General features: G+C 34.9%; 14 protein-coding genes. 6 read left to right on the forward strand and 8 right to left on the reverse strand.

The window, feature by feature from the left end:
- Nucleotides 1-3 precede the first annotated feature (3 nt).
- Nucleotides 4-345 carry a hypothetical protein gene (locus G3A47_RS02370; RefSeq protein WP_166920045.1) on the reverse strand — a complete coding sequence of 114 codons (342 nt, stop codon included), beginning with the start codon at nucleotides 343-345 and terminating at the stop codon, nucleotides 4-6.
- Nucleotides 346-448: 103 nt separating this feature from the next.
- Between G3A47_RS02370 and G3A47_RS02375 the strand changes: the two genes are divergently transcribed.
- From G3A47_RS02375 to G3A47_RS02400, 6 genes are all read left to right on the forward strand, one after another.
- Nucleotides 449-631: a DUF5522 domain-containing protein gene (locus tag G3A47_RS02375; RefSeq protein ID WP_166920047.1), complete on the forward strand. Its 183-nt coding sequence runs from the start codon at nucleotides 449-451 to the stop codon at nucleotides 629-631.
- 223 nt (nucleotides 632-854) lie between these two features.
- Nucleotides 855-2,831, forward strand: coding sequence for a urocanate hydratase (locus G3A47_RS02380; protein ID WP_166920049.1), 1,977 nt, complete (start codon nucleotides 855-857; stop codon nucleotides 2,829-2,831).
- Between the two features lie 46 nt (nucleotides 2,832-2,877).
- Complete coding sequence (locus tag G3A47_RS02385; RefSeq protein ID WP_166920051.1) at nucleotides 2,878-3,414, forward strand: DUF4136 domain-containing protein; 537 nt, start codon at nucleotides 2,878-2,880, stop codon at nucleotides 3,412-3,414.
- A 271-nt stretch (nucleotides 3,415-3,685) separates the two neighbouring features.
- Nucleotides 3,686-4,930 carry a threonine ammonia-lyase IlvA gene (gene ilvA, locus G3A47_RS02390; RefSeq protein WP_166920053.1) on the forward strand — a complete coding sequence of 415 codons (1,245 nt, stop codon included), beginning with the start codon at nucleotides 3,686-3,688 and terminating at the stop codon, nucleotides 4,928-4,930.
- An 81-nt stretch (nucleotides 4,931-5,011) separates the two neighbouring features.
- A complete protein-coding gene (locus G3A47_RS02395) occupies nucleotides 5,012-5,410 on the forward strand; it encodes a group III truncated hemoglobin (protein ID WP_166921002.1) in 399 nt (132 codons plus the stop codon).
- Nucleotides 5,411-5,593: 183 nt separating this feature from the next.
- Nucleotides 5,594-7,351, forward strand: a complete 1,758-nt coding sequence (locus G3A47_RS02400; protein ID WP_166920055.1) for an aromatic amino acid hydroxylase — start codon at nucleotides 5,594-5,596, stop codon at nucleotides 7,349-7,351.
- 346 nt (nucleotides 7,352-7,697) lie between these two features.
- Here G3A47_RS02400 and G3A47_RS02405 read toward each other — a convergent pair whose 3' ends face one another.
- From G3A47_RS02405 to G3A47_RS02435, 7 genes are all read right to left on the reverse strand, one after another.
- Entirely contained in the window at nucleotides 7,698-8,327 is a 630-nt protein-coding gene (locus tag G3A47_RS02405) for a DUF4230 domain-containing protein (RefSeq protein WP_166920056.1), read from the reverse strand.
- 277 nt (nucleotides 8,328-8,604) lie between these two features.
- Nucleotides 8,605-10,920, reverse strand: coding sequence for a translocation and assembly module lipoprotein TamL (gene tamL, locus G3A47_RS02410; RefSeq protein ID WP_166920058.1), 2,316 nt, complete (start codon nucleotides 10,918-10,920; stop codon nucleotides 8,605-8,607).
- On the reverse strand, nucleotides 10,904-15,994 hold the full coding sequence (locus tag G3A47_RS02415; RefSeq protein ID WP_166920060.1) for a translocation/assembly module TamB domain-containing protein: 5,091 nt from the start codon (nucleotides 15,992-15,994) through the stop codon (nucleotides 10,904-10,906). Before G3A47_RS02415 ends, tamL begins: the two co-directional genes overlap by 17 nt.
- A gap of 332 nt (nucleotides 15,995-16,326) precedes the next feature.
- Entirely contained in the window at nucleotides 16,327-17,283 is a 957-nt protein-coding gene (locus tag G3A47_RS02420) for a GSCFA domain-containing protein (protein ID WP_166920061.1), read from the reverse strand.
- Between the two features lie 90 nt (nucleotides 17,284-17,373).
- The gene (locus G3A47_RS02425) at nucleotides 17,374-18,183 is read right to left on the reverse strand and encodes a hypothetical protein (protein WP_166920063.1); all 810 of its coding nucleotides are present in this window, start codon (nucleotides 18,181-18,183) and stop codon (nucleotides 17,374-17,376) included.
- 326 nt (nucleotides 18,184-18,509) lie between these two features.
- On the reverse strand, nucleotides 18,510-19,289 hold the full coding sequence (locus G3A47_RS02430) for a hypothetical protein (RefSeq protein WP_166920065.1): 780 nt from the start codon (nucleotides 19,287-19,289) through the stop codon (nucleotides 18,510-18,512).
- 2 nt (nucleotides 19,290-19,291) lie between these two features.
- Nucleotides 19,292-20,101 carry a hypothetical protein gene (locus tag G3A47_RS02435; RefSeq protein WP_166920067.1) on the reverse strand — a complete coding sequence of 270 codons (810 nt, stop codon included), beginning with the start codon at nucleotides 20,099-20,101 and terminating at the stop codon, nucleotides 19,292-19,294.
- Nucleotides 20,102-20,449 lie beyond the last annotated feature (348 nt).

The following is a 20,449-nucleotide window of genomic DNA, read 5'->3' on the forward strand; positions in this document are numbered from 1 at the left end:
AAGCTATTTTTGTTTTAAAGTTAAGTAGTGCCAATATTGAAAAAAGGAACGGCTTTTTAAATAATTTAAGTCTGCTTCGTTTGCATAAGCCTCTCTTTCAAAACTAATATTCAAATACGCTTTTTCTGCATTTTTATATTGAATGAAACGCACCAGATATTCTAAAAAATACCAGACAAAAAAAGGAATTACCAACATTTCGAGTTGTTGTCGCAAATGAATTTTTTCGTGATTTAAAAAAACTTTGTTTCCTTTATCCCCGTCATATTTAACAAAAACGAATGGAAATACGGTCATTCCACGGTATCCATTCGGAATTAAATATTTAGCAACAATCAGAAACATTAGCTGTAAAATTTATAAATTTGTAAAGGCAAAATTGTTTGTTTTCATTAAAACCATAATCAAAAATAATGGTTTAAAACAAACATCGCACCCAAAAAGGATTATGAAAGAGCAAAGTAATGAAAATAAATTAACCGAAGGAGAAGATTTTTATTATACCCCCGAAGGTTACAAATGCTTTACCGAAAAACACCACCTAAAACGTGGTTATTGCTGTAAAAGCGGCTGCCGTCATTGTCCTTACGGATATGACAAGCGAACAGGCGAAATTAAAAAAACGAGATAATGCGTTAATTTGAGAATGTCTCAATTTGATAATTCAATCTAAAATCAAAAATAAAAATATGGATATTCTCTTGCGAAAATTTAGGATTAAGATCCACAAATCCTATCACAGGTCGGATATTCGGTATCCCTAGTCGGCAATTTTAATCAGGAAATGTGCCAATTTGATTAGTAGATAATTCAAATCTAAAATCAAAAATCAGAAATCTAAAATAATAAAATTAATGACTTTTCAAGAACAAATACAACAAGGAATTCCCTCTATATTACCATTAAAAAAAGAATACGATTTAGCGATTAATCACGCGCCAAAACGAAAAGAAATTCTTTCTGCCGAAGAAAAAAAACTGGCCCTGAAAAACGCATTGCGTTATTTTGATTCCAAACATCACGCCGAATTAATTCCTGAATTCTCAGAAGAATTAGAAACTTATGGTCGTATTTATATGTACCGTCTGCGTCCGGATTACAGAATGTACGCCAGACCCATTGACGAATATCCGGGAAAATCAGTACAAGCAAAAGCGATTATGCATATGATTCAGAACAATCTGGATTATGCTGTTGCGCAACATCCGCATGAACTTATTACCTATGGCGGTAACGGAGCTGTTTTTCAGAACTGGGCGCAATATTTATTGACCATGCAATACTTGTCTGAAATGACAGACGAACAAACTTTAACCATGTACTCAGGTCACCCAATGGGATTATTTCCTTCGCATGCAGAAGCACCAAGAGTTGTGGTTACCAACGGAATGGTAATTCCGAATTATTCGAAACCTGACGATTGGGAAAAAATGAATGCCTTAGGGGTTTCACAATACGGACAAATGACAGCCGGAAGTTATATGTACATTGGACCACAAGGAATTGTACACGGAACAACCATTACCGTTTTAAATGGTTTTAGAAAAATAAAACAAAATCCGGAAGGCAGTTTATTTGTAACATCCGGTCTTGGAGGAATGAGTGGTGCACAGCCAAAAGCAGGAAACATTGCCGGTTGTATCACTGTTTGTGCCGAAGTAAATCCTAAAATCACTAAAATCCGTCACGAACAAGGCTGGATCAATGAAATAGTAACTTCTACCGAAGAATTGGTAAAACGTGTTCATACTGCAAAAGCGAATAAAGAAGTGGTTTCTATTGCTTATTTAGGAAATGTGGTTGATGTTTGGGAGTGTTTCGACAAAGAAAACATCAAAGTTGACTTAGGTTCAGACCAGACTTCACTTCACAATCCCTGGGCAGGTGGTTATTATCCGGTTGGAATTTCGTTTGAAGATGCTAACGAAATGATGGCTAATAATCCTGAGTTATTCAAAGAAAAAGTTCAGGAAACCTTACGTCGCCATGCAGCAGCAATCAACAAACACACTGCAAAAGGAACTTACTTTTTTGACTACGGAAATGCATTCTTGCTAGAAGCTTCCCGTGCCGGTGCCGATGTGATGGCTGAAAACAATATCGATTTTAAGTATCCGAGTTATGTTCAGGATATCATGGGACCTATGTGTTTTGATTACGGATTCGGACCTTTTAGATGGGTTTGTACCTCCGGAAAACCTGAAGATTTACAAAAAACAGATACCATAGCTTCTCAGGTTTTAGAAGAAATGGCAAAAACTGCTCCCAATGAAATTCAGCAGCAAATGCAGGATAACATCAAATGGATCAAAGGGGCGCAGGAAAACAAATTGGTAGTAGGTTCTCAGGCTCGTATTTTATATGCAGATGCCGAAGGACGTATTAAAATTGCTGAAGCATTTAATCAGGCGATTGCTAAAGGCGAAATCGGCACTGTCGTTTTAGGACGTGATCATCATGACGTTTCAGGAACTGATTCTCCTTACCGTGAAACTTCAAATATTTACGATGGTTCTCGTTTTACAGCCGATATGGCCATTCATAATGTGATCGGAGACAGCTTTAGAGGTGCCACTTGGGTTTCTATACACAACGGTGGTGGTGTTGGCTGGGGAGAGGTTATAAATGGTGGATTTGGTATGGTTCTTGATGGTTCTAAAGAGGCTTCAAAACGTTTGGCATCAATGCTTTTTTGGGATGTAAACAACGGTATTTCAAGACGAAGCTGGGCTCGAAATGACGAGGCTATTTTTGCTATAAAAAGAGCCATGGAAGTACAGCCTTTATTAAAAGTTACTTTACCTAATATTGTTGACGAAAGTTTGCTTTAATCTAGAGTTTCTTATTTTAAAATCAGAACATCAAAATTTTATAAATATGAAAACATTCAAATTAGTACCGATTTTTCTGCTTTTAATACTAACCTCCTGTAGTACTGTTAGTGTTTATTCTGATTATGATAAAAACGTAGATTTTGCACCTTATAAAACTTATGCTTTCTTTAAGCCCGGAATTGATAAGGTTGAAATATCTGATTTGGATAAAAGACGTATACTGCGTGCCATAGATGAGCAACTGCAAGCCAAAGGTTTTACAAAAAGTGACACCCCTGACTTGTTAGTAAACATTTTCACTAAAGCAAGAGAACAAGTAAATGTAAACCAATTTAGCGCCGGATGGGGCTATGGTTGGGGTTGGGGATGGAATCCATACATGATGTACGGAGGACAAACTACGGTTTCTACTTCTACTGAAGGAACTTTATACATTGATCTGATTGATGCCAAAAAGAAAGAAATGATCTGGCAAGGTGAAGGAATTGGAACACTGACTAAAAACGTAGACAAAAAAGACGAAAAGGTAGCCGAATTTGTCTCTAAAATTTTAGCTCAGTACCCACCGGTTAAAAAATAATTAATACATTTGTTTTTCAAACAACAAAAAATGAACAATTTAAATAACATTATTATCGCCATTAGCATTATTGCAATTACGCAATGATGGCGAGGTGTTATATAAATACGTAAACAAATACAATTTTATGAAACCTCCCAAATCGGGAGGTTTTTTATTTTAATAACGAATTAAAAGTCGCTACGAATTACACAAATTAGCACGAATTATTTTTCTTTTAACACTAAAAATTAGCGCCAATTCACGGAATTCGTGGCAAAAAACAACTATTATGAACATATTTAACGAAGTACTTGTTGCAAAAAAGCAACTCGAAAATGTAGTTGCTCCTACGCCACTAACGCAGAATCTGAATCTTTCGGAAGAGTTTAAATCAACTATATTATTAAAAAGAGAAGATTTACAAATTGTCCGGTCGTACAAAATCAGAGGTGCCTACAACAAGATTTCTTCGTTAAACGATCCCGAAAAAGCAGCAGGAATTGTATGTGCCAGTGCCGGAAATCATGCACAAGGTGTTGCCTACTCCTGCAATTTATTGCATATAAAAGGCAAAATTTACATGCCAAAAACAACCCCAAAGCAAAAAGTAAAACAGGTACAACTATTCGGGAAATCGTTTGTTGAAATTGTTCTTACCGGTGATACTTTTGATGATGCCTATGCCTCTGCTACTGCAGATGCTCTGGAAAGTCACAAAACCTTCATTCATCCTTTTGATGATTTAAAAGTCATTGCAGGTCAAGGAACAGTCGGACTGGAAATTCTGGACCATTACAAAAATCCTATAGATTATGTCTTCGTTCCAATTGGCGGTGGCGGACTAGCTTCGGGTTTGTCAGAAGTTTTTAAACATTTGAGCCCTGACACTAAAATTATTGGTGTTGAACCTCAGGGAGCCCCATCAATGAAAAATTCTATACAGGAAGGAAAAAACACGGCATTAAAAACCATTGATAAGTTTGTTGACGGAGCAGCTGTCAAACAAGTTGGCGATCAGACTTTTGATATTTGCCGTAAAAATCTGGACGATATCATTCTTGTTCCAGAAGGAAAAGTGTGTACTACAATTTTGAGATTGTACAATGAAGAAGCAATGGTTGTTGAACCCGCAGGTGCTTTGACAATCGCTGCCTTAGATTTTTATAAAGACAAAATAAAAAACAAAAATGTAGTCTGTGTGGTAAGCGGAAGCAATAACGACATCGAAAGAACGGCAGAAATTAAAGAACGTTCTTTACTTTACGAAGGATTGATGCATTATTTTATGATTCAGTTCCCACAACGACCAGGTGCTTTAAAAGAGTTTGTAAATAATATTCTTGGTCCCGATGATGACATCACTTATTTTCAGTTTCACAAGAAAAACAATCGCGAAGTTGGGTCTGTCGTTGTTGGTTTAGAATTAAAGAACAAAAAAGACATCAAGTCAATCCAATTGAATATGACCAAAAATGGTTTCGAATTTCAATATCTGAATGACAATCAGGATTTATTTACACAGCTGATAGGTTAAAAATAACGTTAAATGATAAATATCAGAAAGCAAACCCTTAGTTATACTGTATTTTTGCAAGCAAATTTTACTTTTACACCTATGGCAACTCAAGATATTTCAAGTTTAGGCGACATCAAACTTTTGGTTAATACTTTTTATGCAAAAGTGCAGGATGATGATTTAATTGGTCCCATTTTTAATCAAAAAATGTTAGGAAGATGGCCGGAGCATCTGGAAAAAATGTACTCCTTTTGGCAAACTATTTTATTGGAGGAACATACCTATTCCGGAAGCCCTTTTCCGCCACACAAACAACTACCGATAGATCAGGTTCATTTTGATCGCTGGATGGAAATTTTCACAACAACTGTCGATTTTTTATTTGTTGGAAAATTAGCCGAAGAAGCCAAAGCCCGTGCAGCCAATATGGCTTATATGTTCAACTACAAAATAGAATACTTTAGAAATTTAGAAGAACAGCAAAAAAAACAGCCCTAACGCAATGAAGATGTATGGACGAAACTTTATTAAAAGAAATCGTCCGTACGCTCCTGAGTGACGTAACACATAAATTGCGATAAACCTAATTAAAAAGATTTTTTAGGTAAAAATTTTGAGGCAAATACCAAAAAACGCATTCTAAATTCGTAATTTTACCATTCAAACTACAACGTTTTCGAAATGAACCCAACTATTGAAACAAATCCTTTATTAGAGCGATTGCCTAAACACTTAAGGCAATTCATTAAACCTCAAGACTATAGTGATTACACACCAATTAATCAGGCAGTTTGGCGTTATGTGATGCGTAAAAATGTAGATTATTTGTCTAAAGTAGCACATCATTCGTATTTAGACGGACTAAGAAAAACGGGAATCGAAGTAGATTCCATTCCAAGTATGTATGGAATGAATCGCATTCTGACCGAAATTGGATGGGCTGCAGTTGCGGTTGACGGATTTATTCCGCCAAATGCTTTTATGGAATTTCAAGCGTATAACGTTTTAGTTATTGCATCAGACATCAGACAATTAGAACATATAGAATATACACCTGCTCCGGATATCATTCACGAAGGTGCCGGCCATGCTCCTATTATTGCAAATCCGGAATATGCAGAGTACCTGCGTCGTTTTGGAGAAATTGGCTGTAAAGCGATCTCTTCTCATAAAGATTATCAAATGTATGAAGCGATTCGACTGCTTTCGATTTTGAAAGAAGCCGAAGATACGCCTCAGGAAAAAATCGACGAAGCCGAAAAAGCAGTAGCCGATTTACAAAACAATATGGGCGAATTATCTGAAATGGCCCAAATCAGAAACCTGCATTGGTGGACAGTTGAATATGGTTTGATTGGAACCGTAGAAGATCCAAAAATATATGGTGCGGGATTACTTTCTTCAATCGGAGAAAGTGCCTGGTGCATGACAGATAATGTAAAGAAAATCCCTTACGATATTTCAGCAGCCAACCAAAATTTTGACATTACACAATTACAACCGCAATTGTATGTAACCCCTAATTTCTCGCATTTAAGTTTGATTTTAGAGGAATTTGCCAATAAAATGGCTTTGCGTACGGGAGGTCTTTCGGGAATCAACAAGCTGATCCATTCGAATGCCTTAGGTACAATCGAATTAAGTACCGGCTTGCAGATTTCGGGTGTTTTCACTAAAGTAATTGAAGATGAAGGAAAACCGGTTTACATTCAGGCTACCGGAAAAACAGCTTTATCCTACCGCGAAAAAGAACTGGTAGGTCACGGAACACTGACGCATCCTGATGGATTCGGAAGTCCAATCGGGAAACTAAAAGGCTTTAATTTAGCTATTGAAGATATGAGTCCAAAGGACTTACAAGCTTATAGTATCGTTGAAAATGAAGCTGTAAGACTTGAATTTGAAGGCAATATCATTGTTGAGGGTGAAATCATTACCGGCTCCAGAAATTTACATGGAGAAATTATTTTAATCAGTTTTAGAAACTGCACCGTAACTCACGGAGAGGAGATTTTATTCCGTCCGGAATGGGGTAATTACGATATGGCAATTGGTAAAAAAGTCGTTTCGGCATTTTCCGGTCCGGCAGACGTAAACAGTTTTGATCTGATTAATAATGTTCCAAAAACAACTACTATTAAAGCGCTACATACTGACGAACGCGACGATCTGGAAGCTTTATATCAGACTGTACGTACGATTAGAGAGAACAAAACTTCTAAATCAGAACTAAAATCTGTGTTTGAGAGAGTAAAAGAAAACCATCCAAACGATTGGTTGCTTTCTGTTGAAATTGTGGAACTTTTGAAAGATTCACAAGAAACACAGTTATTACAAGAGGTTTTAGTACACTTAGATCAGTTGAAAACAAAACGTGCAGAAGTTGCACATTTGATTTCCGGCGGTTTAGATTTAATTTTTGACAAAGAAGCGGTTTAACTGCTTCTTTGTCATTTCGACTTTAGGAGAAATCGCACTAGTAATTCGACAAAGATTAACGACATTCTTTGCGGAGTTTCTGTCGTGATTCTTCATTCTTCGGAATGACAATTGGTTGTTCGACAAAGATTAGTGACATTCTTTGCGGAGTTTCTGGTGTGATTCCTCATTCTTCGGAATGACAATTGGTCGTTCGACAAAGATTAGTGACATTCTTTGCGGAGTTTCTGGTGTGATTCCTCATTCTTCGGAATGACAAAATCATTATAGATGATTTTGTAAACAGTTCTACAAAAAAAACTCTGTGCCTTTGCACCTTTGTACCTTTGCACCTCTCCCCCTAAAACTACAGCTTCAAATCCCGATTAAAATCTTTATCAGACTCAATCGTTTTTCCATTGTATTGCAGTTTCCATCCCATTGAATTTGTTAGAATTAAAATCTTTGATAATTCACTGATCAATCTGTTTTGGGCATTGGTTTTTAAAGATGATTTTTCGATTTTTTTGGCCAGATTTGCTTTTACCGATTTATTAATCTTATTGTAATCATCACCCGTAAACGGATTCAGTTTACTTTGTTCTACATCATAAAACTGAATGTCCGGATTGATTGTGATTTCTTCTTTTGGAATATTCAGAATCGTGATTGTTTTGTTCTTTTCATCTATATCGTATTTCATTTGATGCAAATCATACGCTACCGTAACATTTGCATTTACTACAATAAGCGCTTTTTTCTCAAAAGAAATCATGTCCATCAAATACTTCTGCTGGTTTTTATAGGTGATCACTTCAGAGAAATGCCCCTCGGTAACTACCAATTTCCCAACGTTTAAGATTTGTTGCTGGATTAAATTGGTATTGTACTCGATCGCAGAATCGTCTCCTTTTTTAAATTCGCAATATTTAAAAGCCAAAATCACAGCGACCACAGTCACCGTTAGCACCAAAATTCTTTTTATCAGGTTTTGCATTCTATTAAATTATTTAGACCAATTTACTGGTTTTTTTGCCACGAATTGCGCGAATTAACACGAATTATTTTTTTTAATCTGTTACGAAATAAAAAAACTGCCACAGATTGCACTGATTAAAAGGATTTGCTTCTGAATCAACAACATTATTAAGCAATCTAATTCAGGCTTTTAAATTGAATTTATCAAATCAAAAAATTAAACAATATACGCAAAAAACATATTCGTAAAATTGCTTCGCCTGTTCGCTATCGCTCGGGTCGTGGCAAAAAAACTTCTAAAACGGATATCCAATAGCGATATTAAAAATCAGATTGTCTTTTCTCCAGGAACCGCTTCCGAAATTGATATCGTCGATTACCCATCTTTGGCCTTCCGGCAGATATGGGATTCTTAACGGGAAAGCCAGGTCCATTCTTAAAACTAAAAACGACAAATCAAAACGTAATCCGGCTCCGGCTCCTACTGCGATTTGCTTCATAAAATCTTTGGTGATCTCTGCATTGGGTCTGTTCGGATCGGCGTGCAAAAGCCAAATATTACCTGCATCAACAAAAACTGCCCCTCTCACAATACTAAAAAGCTTTGCCCGATATTCGGTATTAAATTCCAGTTTTAAATCGGCAGACTGATCGGGTACATATGCACTTGAAGTTACTTCGGCTTTATAACTTCCTGGGCCTAGGGATCTTGCCCTAAAAGCTCTAATACTATTGGTTCCTCCCACGACAAATTGTTTGGATGTAGGCAGTGTATTTGAATTGCCATAGGCAAATCCGGCACCGAGAATGATTCGGCTTGCCAATTCACTTTCTTTCCCTAACTTTAAATAATGCCTGAAATCTGTTTTGATTTTTACGTATTGACTAAACGGAACATCAAATATTTTTATCGTATCGTTTTTCTTGATATTAGCTCCGGTTACTAAACCGGTAATATTCCCCGCCAAATCTAATTCTCCATTAAAATAGAATGTATTCTTTTTACGCTTCTGCATGGTATTGGTGTAGGTATACGAATAGGTCGGACCAAAAATCAATTGCTTTTCAATTACTCTTCCTAAGGATTGATCTTCTTTTATATCCTCCAGATATTCCGGTGTCACATTATTTGGACTTACATAGGTAATATCAACTATATTGAGCTGATGTTCTTTACGAATATTTTCTTTCCATAAATATCCGAACGATGTATTAAACGAATTCAAGGCATATAATTGTGTTCTTTTTTGATATTCGTATCGCAAAGTGGCTTTTGTTCTGGGAACAAATTCACTGTTTCCTTCTATATGAAATGGCGTTATAAATCTTGGCCAGGTCAAACTGGTTTCTGTTCCCAGTTTATAAATGTTTTTTCCGCTGTTTTGCCCTGAAAGCTGGAAATCCGCACCACCAAAAATTGATACAGTAAACAGTTCAGCACCACGAAAAAAGTTCCTGTTGTTCCAATTGGCATTAATTTCTGTTCCGGTGTAACTCGCCGAATTGGTTTTACCCAAAACCTCAACCCGAATAAACTTTTTAGGCAAAAGCGTCAGATAATAATACGAGTCTAAAGCGTTTTTTATACTGTCTGATTCTTTAAATTCATTTTTCACAAAATTAAAAGTCCCCAGATTCACAAAACGATTCAGTGTAAGATTATGATCTTTTCTGTTGTATAAATCGCCTTTTTTGAAATAGATCGTCCGATCAAAAACTCTTGGTTTAAAAGTATCTGCTGTATCAATAATGGTAAAATCGTTGTATTGTTTGCGGTCTTTTGCACGATACACCACGCTATCGTTTGATAAGGAATAATTAGGGTACACCAATATCTTATCTATTTTGTAAGCCACAGTAGCTTTAGCAGGGGTTTCTTCTTTGATTTTCAATCTAATTTTGACCTCATGATCGCCTTTGCTGCTATCTACCTGAGCCAAAATATAATCCGGATTAAAATAATAATATCCTTTTTCTTTTAGTCGGGCATCAATTCGTTCTCTTTCTGCTTTTATAACATCCAAATCATACGGATTACCAACTTTCAGCAAGCTTCTGCGACTTGTTCTACTCATCACTTTTGCAATTTCGGAGGAGTCTTCGGGAAAAGTAACGCTTTTAATTTTATATTGTTTTTTAGGAATAACGGTATACTCAGCCGTTACTCTTTTATCACTAACGGTAGAGTCGCTGCTGACTCTCGTCTTAAAATAACCTCTGTTTTCTGCAAAATTTCGCAAAACCGACGCATTGTACTCTAAATCTACTTTGCTGAAAAGTACGGGAGCTTCCCCTACTTTGTTCCTGAGCCAATATCTGATTCCTTTCTGTTTTTTAGGCTCACCGGCCATATTATAAAACCATAATTTAGGTCTTAGTCCCAGAATTTGTTTGTTTGGTTTAGGACGTAATAAAGCTTCTAATTCACTCTCCAGCGCTTTTCGTTCCTTCTTATTAAGTATAGTGTCTTTTACAGTCACAGATCCTCCCGTGTACAGCAAATCACCTTCGGGCAGGTATTTTGTATTACTGCATCCGAAAACAAAGAATAAGGACAGCATAATACAACACTTCATGTAGTATGTTTTGATATGGCTATGTTTTTTGCTCATTTCCCTCAATTTGGTTTTTCCCTTTCTCCTTATCTTCTTTTTCTTTTTGTTTCCTTTTCTCTTTACGGGCTTTTTCTTCTTTAAGTAATTTTTTTTCAGCCTCAGTACGATGGAAGAGTTCACGGAATTTATTATAACTCATGGTAATAACAAAAGCGACTCCCGTCTCTATCACCTGGCCTTCAACGGCTACCTGATATTGGTTTTTTCGATACGCCCGAACCATATAACGTCCGTCTGTGGTAAGTTGATAATCTAAAGCAACATCTCCGGCGATATTGGTACTTTCTTCATTGGCACGCTCCTGTCCTTCTACGCCAAAACTGCTTCCAACTGTGACCTTCAATCTGTCGTTTAGCAATTTCTTAGAAACCGCAACATTCAGATCGGTTCTGTTTTGCATGGTTCCGGAAGTATAATCTTCTGTAGATTCTAAACCAAATTCTAATTGAACACCTGTTATCAATTCACCCGCAAGATCGTTTAATTGCTGTGACAGAATTTTACTCACACTTTGTCTTGCCAGTGTTCCGGCATTTGTACCGCCGCTTTCGCTTGCAAACGGGTTTTCACCCACAAATCGATTCAATAATAAAAGGGCGAAAACCTGTTTGTTTAATTCTGCAGGTTCTTGTTGCAACTGTTTCAGTTTAGTTTGCGTAAGCGATACGACATCGGAAGAAACATCATAATTGCCGTCCGGCAGTTCAATACCAAAAGAGATTTCCGGCTTCATCAGTTCTCCATTCATCTTTAATAAAGTCTGAAAAGGAAGCTTTTGCTTATAGGTGTTTTTTTCTGCTGCCGTTTTGCCGGACAATTGATTTCCTAATAAGTCTATTGGTGCCGTATTTACTTTATAAATAGCTGTAATATTCAGGTCGGCCATTGTTGGTTCTCCATTCCAGACGATATAACTTCCTTTTTTGATATCAAACTTTCGTCGGATTCCGTTAAAATTCATTTCATAAGCGCCCTCATTGAACTCATATTTACCCGTGAGTGTTGTTTTTCCGGATGGATCAATTCCACCGACTAACTGCGCCTCTCCTTTCAATTTCAAATAATCCCCATTTCCTTTGTCGATGACCAAAGTCAGTGCTGCTTCTTTGTCTACGGTAATTGCAACACTTACATCCATGCCTTTTAACTCCGATTGATTCAGCTTCTGCTGCATGGCAATTGTTTGTTTCAGGTATTTATTATCTTCATCAACAAACTCCACCACTCCTTCTCTGTCGGCAATTGAAGGGTCAGATTGTGGCATGACAGCCGTAAATTTTGTTTCTTTATTTATTTTGATCGTTCCGTTAACCACCGGGCTATCCAGATTTCCTTTGATGTTTAATTTGGTATCTAAAAATAAATCCCCATAGAATAACTCATTATCGATTTCTTTTGAATGGATGGCCCTAAAATCATTTGCCTGCACTACCAATGCGAAATCAAAATTCCTGAAATCAGCAGATTTGATGTTTCCGTCTACAAATAATTCATTGTCATTTTCATCAAATAGCGAGAATTTATCAAATGAAATAGTTTCGTTATTAAAAGTAATTTTCTCGTTGTTTGTTTTAAAATAAGAATTCAACTGGGGCACTCTGAATCCGGTATCGTTAAAATTCAGTTCTCCGTTAACTCTTGGTGCAGCAGCATTTCCGGTAATTTTAAAATTCCCTGTTAAAAAACCGGTTCCGTCTTTGATATTCCCCATGCTGAACCCTTGAATGCTTTTTAAATACAGTTTAGTAAGCACTACATCAAAATCAAAACTGCCTTCCTCTATTTTATAATCACCGCTAAGGTTTACGTCATTTCCTTCTCCGGTTAGATTTACATTTGCGTTTAAGGTGTTTTCGGTCTTGTTGTCCACTTTAACGGTAATATCACCAACCGGCTCTCCTTTAAAAGCAAAATCATCAATTTTTAAGTCAGAGGTAAAAGTGGGTTTGGTCATTACATTCTCGGCGAGCACAGATCCATTGATTAAACCCTGCATCAATAATTCCTCTTTTTTGACCATATTCAGTATCGTCTCGATCTTGAAGTTTACAAACTCCAATTTTAAAGGCGCATTATTCCGAGTCCCTTCCGATTGTATTTTGAGTTCGTTCCCGGCATTTTCCAGATAAAACTTATTCACATACAGTTTCTTGTCTCCAAATTCTATCACATTTTCCGGGTCGATATTCCACTTATCATAATTTAGGACAAAATTATCGGCATCAAATTTCAATACATTTTTATCCTTATCATGATGCAATTCTCCGGCAATAAAATACTGTTGTTTTTCTTTCGGGTCTTTTACTTCGAGTGCATAGGACAGTATATTATTCTCTACTTTTCCTGCCAAACCGGTAAACGGAATTTTTAATGAAGTACTTTCTACTCCTGCTACAGAAATTTGATATTCTAAAGCATTTTCTTTGGCTTCAATATTAATTCTTCCATCAGAAATGGTGTTTTCTGCATATACAATTCTTGGAAAAGTTCCTTTTATTTCTAATGAATCAACAACATTGTTGTACTTTCCGGTGATTCTAACAGGTTCTAAGCTGGTCAGATTAGGAACCAATTGAAACAGAATCGGGTCATTTTCTACACTCAGGTTAAATGTTATATTTTGCTCGTCTAAAACCGCTTTTGATTTTGGCGTTTGCAGATCAATGTATTTTGAAAGTGACTTTTTCAGACTGTTAGAAAGAGTCGTCAACCTGTACTTCCCATCCATTTCAGCCTTCAGGAACTGAGACGAAATTTTAATGGTATTATGATTCTCATCTGCAACTGCTATTATTTTGATAGAATCCAAAACAATTGGCGCTGCCTTTTGCAGAATTTGGATGTTCGATAAGAAAACTTTACCATTCAAGAAATCAGGATTACTATTGGCAATATCGGCATCAACATTTCCTCTAAGCTTCATTGGCCCGGCATGCAGATTCAATTTTTCAAGATCGGCAATATCAAGGTTTAATTTTATCTGTCCGGTTGGATATTTGTCTTTAGTACTTCCGTTGGCCACCAATTCAAAATTCAGGTTGGGATCTTTCATTCCGGATTTAACTACAAATGCGCCTTTTTTAATTTCACCATTTAAGGCTAAATCACGATACGTATATTTATTGAATACTGCTTTTTGAATAATTCCATCTAAATGTGCCTGTGCCGTTTTGGGATCTAAACCTTTTCCTTTGACTTTCGCTTTAAGCGTAATTCTGCCAACCGAATCATTTTTGATTAATCGACCTAAATTGAAATCCAACAAGTAAATCGAAGCATCATATTTCTCTGCTTTCTTTATCCTTTGATCAAACAGCGCATCTACCTTAGCATTTCCGTAACTACTGTTTAAAGTCAGATTTGTTTTGAAATTCTGAACAGCCCCTTTAAATTTCCCCTGAACATTAAATTGAGGAGGTAATTGAATGTTATTCGGAATTGTTCCTTTCGGTACAAAAGAGGCAATGTCTTTAGAAGAACTTGACATTTTTTTGATATTCAGATCAAAATAAGCTTTGTCTGTATTGGGCATTCCTTTGATTTTCCCGGAAAGCGAAACTTTGGTTGTTCCCAGTCCGCTCATCTCAAATTGATTGATAGTAAGGTCATTTACTTCTCCGTTCAGACGGGCATTCAAAAGTAAAACCGCATTTGGATTACTTTTAAAAATAGGCTGCTTTTGCAAATCCGGAACAAACAATAGAATGTCTTTAAAAGCCAATTTGGATTGATTCAGATGGGCATCCAAACTAAGCGTTTCGATATTTTTAGAGACTTTTGCAATTGATGGATATTGCACTTTTATCCCGTCTTTTAAAAGGGTATACGGAGTTTTCACATACAACTTATTCAAATAAGCCGCCGTGGGGCCGTAAAAGAAATCGGTTTTAAAAGACTGAAGTTCTAAACCACTTTTTTCGCTTACTGTAAACGTTTTTATATTTCCCGAAATGGTATCACTTGTATAATACAATTTCTCTGCTTTAAAATTTAATTTACTCAGATCAAGGTGACTATAATCGATTCCTTTCAAAATAGGTTTTGACTGCAAATCATCATATTTAAAAGCTACATTACGGATATCGATATGCTGTAACTTTGCTGTCCAGCCCTTCTGAGCAATAGCAGTTGTGTCTAAATCGGGGGTTTTTATTTGCTTCTCTTTTACTCCTAACTGCAAATTCCCCTTTAGATTTTTTAATTCAAAAGTTTCAAAATCTAACAGTTGATTTTGCATATCGATTTTGTTCACTTTCAGATCGAGATTTCCTAAACTCAATCCGGATGCTAATTTTGAATCTTTATTATCGTACAAAACATCAATTTTTGACAAACTGATTTTGTTTAATTTTAAATTAAAATCGTTTCGTTTTGCAATCGTGTCCGCTGTCTTGACAGAAACCTCAGCAATTTTTTCTACTAAATCCTGATTCAGTACTAGTTTAAATCCGTTTAAGTTGATATTAGGGATATCAAAATCCATTTTATCTAAATCGAATTTCTTGAATTTAGTATCAAAATGAGTAAGTTTTATGCTGACATCATTTTTAGAAAAATCATCTTTAAAATTAAACTTAACATTATCAAGATTTACTTTTACAACAGCAATTTTAAAAGGTTCGGCATTAGGATCTGCGGGTTTTTCGTCCTTTGATTCGAATGCTTTTAAAATATAATCAAAATTAAAAACACCTTCTTTACTTCTTGAAATATTAGCGGTCGTATTTTTTAGAGAAACGGCGTTTATCTCGAGCTCACTGCTAATCAGTTTAAATAAGTTAATATCGAGTTCGAGGCTTTTGCCGCTCAATAAAGTGTCTTTCTTTTGGTCTTCAAAATAAAAACCTTCCAGAACCACTTCTTTAGGGAAATTAATCGCAATCCGATCCAGCGAAACTTTGGTTTTTATCTTTTTATGCAGATAGGTAATCGCTTTCTCTTTTGCATAATTCTGAACGGATGGAATCTGAATTAAAATAGTAAGAAGCAACAACAATGCAATGATAGAAACCATGCACCAAAGAAGTACACGCAGTGTTTTTTTTAGAAAATGAATGGGTTTCTTATTCATACGTCAATAAAACACGTTAGGCAAAAGTGCTACAAAATTTGTTGTCTTATATAGTTTACAAAATTGCGAAAAAAACACCCCAACAATTTACACAATTACTGGCAATTATTTTAAAATTTCGGTGATAAATAATTATTTCGAAATAATCTCTTTAATTCAAATTACCAGTTGTGAAATGTAAATTGTGAAATGTCAAATGTCAAATGTCAAATGTGAAACTGAAGAGCGATACGTTTTGTTTAATTGACTTTACTTACAAACATTAAGTATGATAGGATTTACATAAATCACCGAAGCTAGAAACTAATGACTAAAGACTAAGGACTAATTACTTAAAACTTGACACAAGGTACTTTCTCCTCTAAACCTGCTATTTTCTGACGTAGTTTTAGCAAAAAAGCCTGATGCTGTTCTGATTCGGGGTTAAAACTTCTGTGGGTTAATCCTTTTTGAATTTCTGAAACTTCTTTCATTATTGGAAGACTATTCTCCGTTATGAAATTTTCACTAAATCGTTTCCAGATATAATCAATTGCCACCTGATTTGGATGCAACATATCTTCATTGTAAAAACGATAATCACGGAGTTCATCCATCATGATTTCGTACGAAGGAAAATAATCTGATTGTAGCTTGTAGCTAGCAGTTTGCAGTTTTTTGTAGAGCGCTGTAAATAAATGCGATTTACTCAATTGATTTTCTGCAAAACCATCTTTTATGTGACGCACGGGCGAAATGGTAAAAATGAATTTCACATTTGGATTTAAAGTCAGAATCAGATCGATTGTATTTTGAATACTTTGCTGCATCACTTCAACCGATAGTAATTCTTTTGAAAACTGCTTTTGCGGTACTTTATGACAGTTGGCAACAATTTCGCTGCTCTCATTATAACGATATACCCAGGAAGTCCCGTAAGTAATGATGATGTGCGTGGATTCGGTTAGTCGCTGCTTTGTTGATTGGAGCATCTGATTTAAATTTTCCAGTAATTGTTCTTTATTAGAAGCACTTAAATCCGAATGAATCTCAAAACAATGCCAGCGTTCGTTGTGGAAGAAAATATCCTTTTCGCTAAACAATTCCTGTTCTGCTACCCTTTTTAGCAATCTCTCAATCGAAACGGGATTGAATATAATCCCAAATGGGTTACAACTGTTATCAAACTTAAAATAGTCCAATTTCTCCGCCATATTCACCGCAAAACAAGACCCTAAAGAAATAATTTTGGAGTTATAATCAATTGGATTGTTTGTTTGCGAAATTGGAATCTGGGTTCTGAATTGCATCTGCTTTTAATTTAAACACGAATTTCACTAATTTTCACCAATAAAAAAACCAAATACAGAAGTATTTGGTTTTCTATTAAAGTTTTAAAGCTAATATTCATATTCTATTTCATATTCTATTGTCTTACCATTACCAGTTAGTGATGTACTCTTAATTGGATATCCCTTATCATTGTAAATATGATTTGTTAGGAAAATTGCAGGATTAGGAAAACCATCTCGTTCTAAAATTGTTTTTATTACATTATTTTTTCCAAAATCCCCGATTTCGTCCAGTAATAGATTAAACCCTAAAATATTCTTAAGAGGATTAATTTTTGTATCATATTCATAAGATCTGCTTTCTGACGAGTTACTTCCGCCACCAAAGGCACCACCAACTTGTGTCCTTTTTATCAGATTACCATCTTTATAGGTTAAAATTCCTGTACTCCTCTTTTTTTCTACATTCGTATCCACATCGACGGAAGAAAAAACATAGGAAATCTGAGCATCAGTCTCATGTGCATAAACTGTTTTGTACATGTATTGCCCTTGAGGATAATCACTTGAAAATATCTCTTTCATGATTCTTGTTTTTAACTTCCCATTTTCATAGGTATATAAAACTTCAATACTTTTTGACTGATTCCCTTGAGCGTCTATCTTAAATTTTTCTTGTTTTATTATTCTATTCCCATCGTAAGTGTATACTATCTTTGATTTTTCGTCAATACTAGTAACAATTTTGTTTCCATTATATGTCATTTTATCTTTACTATTATCCCCTGGAAATTCCGGATAAGTATAAGAAACTGTTTTAGGAAAAATTAAATTATTTCCATCAGGTAAATTATCGTCAGAGGCGCAAGAAGAAAGTAGTAGTGCAAAAACACCGAAAAGAAATAAAATTTTTCTCATTTTAGGGAATTAAATTAATCAATTAAGTTTTCAAATGTACTTTAATTAAAAGCTTCAATCAAAACAAAATATTAATTTCTTCTTCAACATTTCGTGAGGACTTTTAATTAAAACACGAATTTCACCAATTTTTTCCAATAAAAAAACCAAATACAGCGGTACTTGGTTTCTTTACTCATTTTATAATTTTAGTTCCTCGTAACCAAATTCTACAGTCTTATCTATTGATTCATCTTTAACTCCCAATAGTATACTCACCACAGGATATTATATGATTCATTTTATCTTTTAAGACAGCTGCAGGTTAAACAACAGGTTCAAATCTCTTAATAAAAATACTTTGTTGTTTGATATACATTTCCTTTATCATCAAAATGTTTAGCAACTGTTGGAAAATTATTTTCATCATATTCATAAACATAAGAAACACTCCAAGGAGAACTATAAATACCATTGGTAGTCAATTTTGATACATTATTCACTGAAAAATCAGAATCATAATAGCCTAACACTAAGTTAAGGCCTATAATATTTTTAAAAGGATTGTTTTTTGTATCGTAATCAAGAGTCATAGATAAATATCCTGTAGGATCATCAAAACGCTGATCTTTTACCATATTACCATTAACATAAGTTAGTCTTCCTGTTCTCGAAGATAGAATTTCATGGGTATCTTTATCAATCTCATCAATTACAAAAGAAACTGATCCGTCAAGATTATAGGTATAAGTCTTCTTTTGTATGTAGGGTAACCCTGTAAGTATATAATTTCTATTTCCATACAAGGTTTTCAATTTACCTTTTTCATAGGTTAAATCAGTTACAAAAGTACTTTTTGGCCCCCAGATCATTTCATACCTAGTGATTAAATCTCCCGTATAATAAAATCTTTTGGTGTAATTAAAGTATCCCGAACCTTTTTGTTCCACTAACTTCTTTCCATCGTAAGTAAAATTAATTTCAGTAGTACCTTCCTTAATGCTTTCTATTATGATTTTTTTTATTAGCACATTTGAAGAATCGGAAGGATTTGCAGGCGAATCATCATTAGAACAAGATGTAAGTACTACCATTAAAGCACTTAACAGGAATAAAAGTTTTTTCATATTTAATAGGTATATTTAACATAGAGTGATGGTGAGCCGGCTCCAGAAAATCCTTCTGTTTTTGATATTGCATACCCTTTATCATCATAAGCATATTTAGTTGGAACAATTACCGATCCTGAATGTTCTGGATTCCAAACAGTTGTTCTTATAATGTTATTTCTTGAAAATTGACCATATTTACTAAGAATCAAACTATATCCTAGAATGTTTTTGAAGGGATTATTTTTAGTATCATATTCAAAAGTATAAATTTCTGTGATTATAGTTCCTGTATTTAAAATTAAACGAAAATGCTCGCTTCTTATAAGATTTCCATCTTTATATGTCAAAATACCTTCAGCTATTTTTGTCACTATTTTTGTATCTTCATTAGTTGAATAATCCACATAAGTATACACATTATCAGAGGTGGGCGTGTACACTGTTTTTACATTTACTTTCCCCTGAGGATAATCCGGAGTGAATTCTCCTCTCCAAGTACTGGATTTTAATTTCCCCTTTTCATAAGCATATAAAATTTCGAAAACTTTCTTTTCTTTTCCATTAAAATCTACAGAAAATCTCACTTCATTTACTATAGTATTTCCCTCATAGGTATACAATGATTTTGAATTGTCTCCAACCATACTTACTATTTTATTCCCGGAATAAGTAAAAGTAGTTTTCCATTTTGAAGAGTACATAGATATTCCATTTTCCTCTTTAGGTAAAATAAAATTGTCCTCGGGAGCAGCGTTAGAATTATCATCATTAGAGCAAGATGTAAGTATCACCATTAAAGCACTTAACAGGAATAAAAGTTTTTTCATTTTAACAGGTTATATAGTAATAATAGCTGCAAATATATTGGATTCAAATAATTGCCTGCAATTAATACATCTTCTATTTTTTAATACCGAAAAACTGAATGTTGCAATTCGCAAATCGGATCGGATTGTAATAAAAACTAACCCTCTAAAAAACAAACTTTTGAAAAATAAAAGCACCTTCACCTATCTCTGAATTTAAAAAGATCCACCTACTTCCATTACTAAAAAACAAGTAGGATTATTCGTTATTTAAGAATTTACATTGTATTAATTTCCACTTCTAAAAAAAAGCAAAATCAAAAAATAACTTTTTAATATATTTAATTAAGTTTAGTAAATCTATCTATT

The organism is Flavobacterium poyangense (genome assembly GCF_011751075.1).
In the GTDB taxonomy this organism is placed as follows: domain Bacteria; phylum Bacteroidota; class Bacteroidia; order Flavobacteriales; family Flavobacteriaceae; genus Flavobacterium; species Flavobacterium poyangense.

Excerpts from the sequence above, each read along its gene's own strand:
- G3A47_RS02405 (WP_166920056.1), bottom strand. The coding sequence starts at position 8,327 with ATGCAAAACCTGATAAAAAGAATTTTGGTGCTAACGGTGACTGTGGTC.
- G3A47_RS02425 (WP_166920063.1), bottom strand. The coding sequence starts at position 18,183 with ATGAGAAAAATTTTATTTCTTTTCGGTGTTTTTGCACTACTACTTTCT.
- G3A47_RS02385 (WP_166920051.1), top strand. The coding sequence starts at position 2,878 with ATGAAAACATTCAAATTAGTACCGATTTTTCTGCTTTTAATACTAACC.
- G3A47_RS02375 (WP_166920047.1), top strand. The coding sequence starts at position 449 with ATGAAAGAGCAAAGTAATGAAAATAAATTAACCGAAGGAGAAGATTTT.
- G3A47_RS02430 (WP_166920065.1), bottom strand. The coding sequence starts at position 19,289 with ATGAAAAAACTTTTATTCCTGTTAAGTGCTTTAATGGTAGTACTTACA.
- ilvA (WP_166920053.1), top strand. The coding sequence starts at position 3,686 with ATGAACATATTTAACGAAGTACTTGTTGCAAAAAAGCAACTCGAAAAT.
- G3A47_RS02415 (WP_166920060.1), bottom strand. The coding sequence starts at position 15,994 with ATGAATAAGAAACCCATTCATTTTCTAAAAAAAACACTGCGTGTACTT.
- tamL (WP_166920058.1), bottom strand. The coding sequence starts at position 10,920 with ATGAGCAAAAAACATAGCCATATCAAAACATACTACATGAAGTGTTGT.
- G3A47_RS02400 (WP_166920055.1), top strand. The coding sequence starts at position 5,594 with ATGAACCCAACTATTGAAACAAATCCTTTATTAGAGCGATTGCCTAAA.
- G3A47_RS02380 (WP_166920049.1), top strand. The coding sequence starts at position 855 with ATGACTTTTCAAGAACAAATACAACAAGGAATTCCCTCTATATTACCA.
- G3A47_RS02370 (WP_166920045.1), bottom strand. The coding sequence starts at position 345 with ATGTTTCTGATTGTTGCTAAATATTTAATTCCGAATGGATACCGTGGA.
- G3A47_RS02395 (WP_166921002.1), top strand. The coding sequence starts at position 5,012 with ATGGCAACTCAAGATATTTCAAGTTTAGGCGACATCAAACTTTTGGTT.
- G3A47_RS02420 (WP_166920061.1), bottom strand. The coding sequence starts at position 17,283 with ATGCAATTCAGAACCCAGATTCCAATTTCGCAAACAAACAATCCAATT.
- G3A47_RS02435 (WP_166920067.1), bottom strand. The coding sequence starts at position 20,101 with ATGAAAAAACTTTTATTCCTGTTAAGTGCTTTAATGGTGATACTTACA.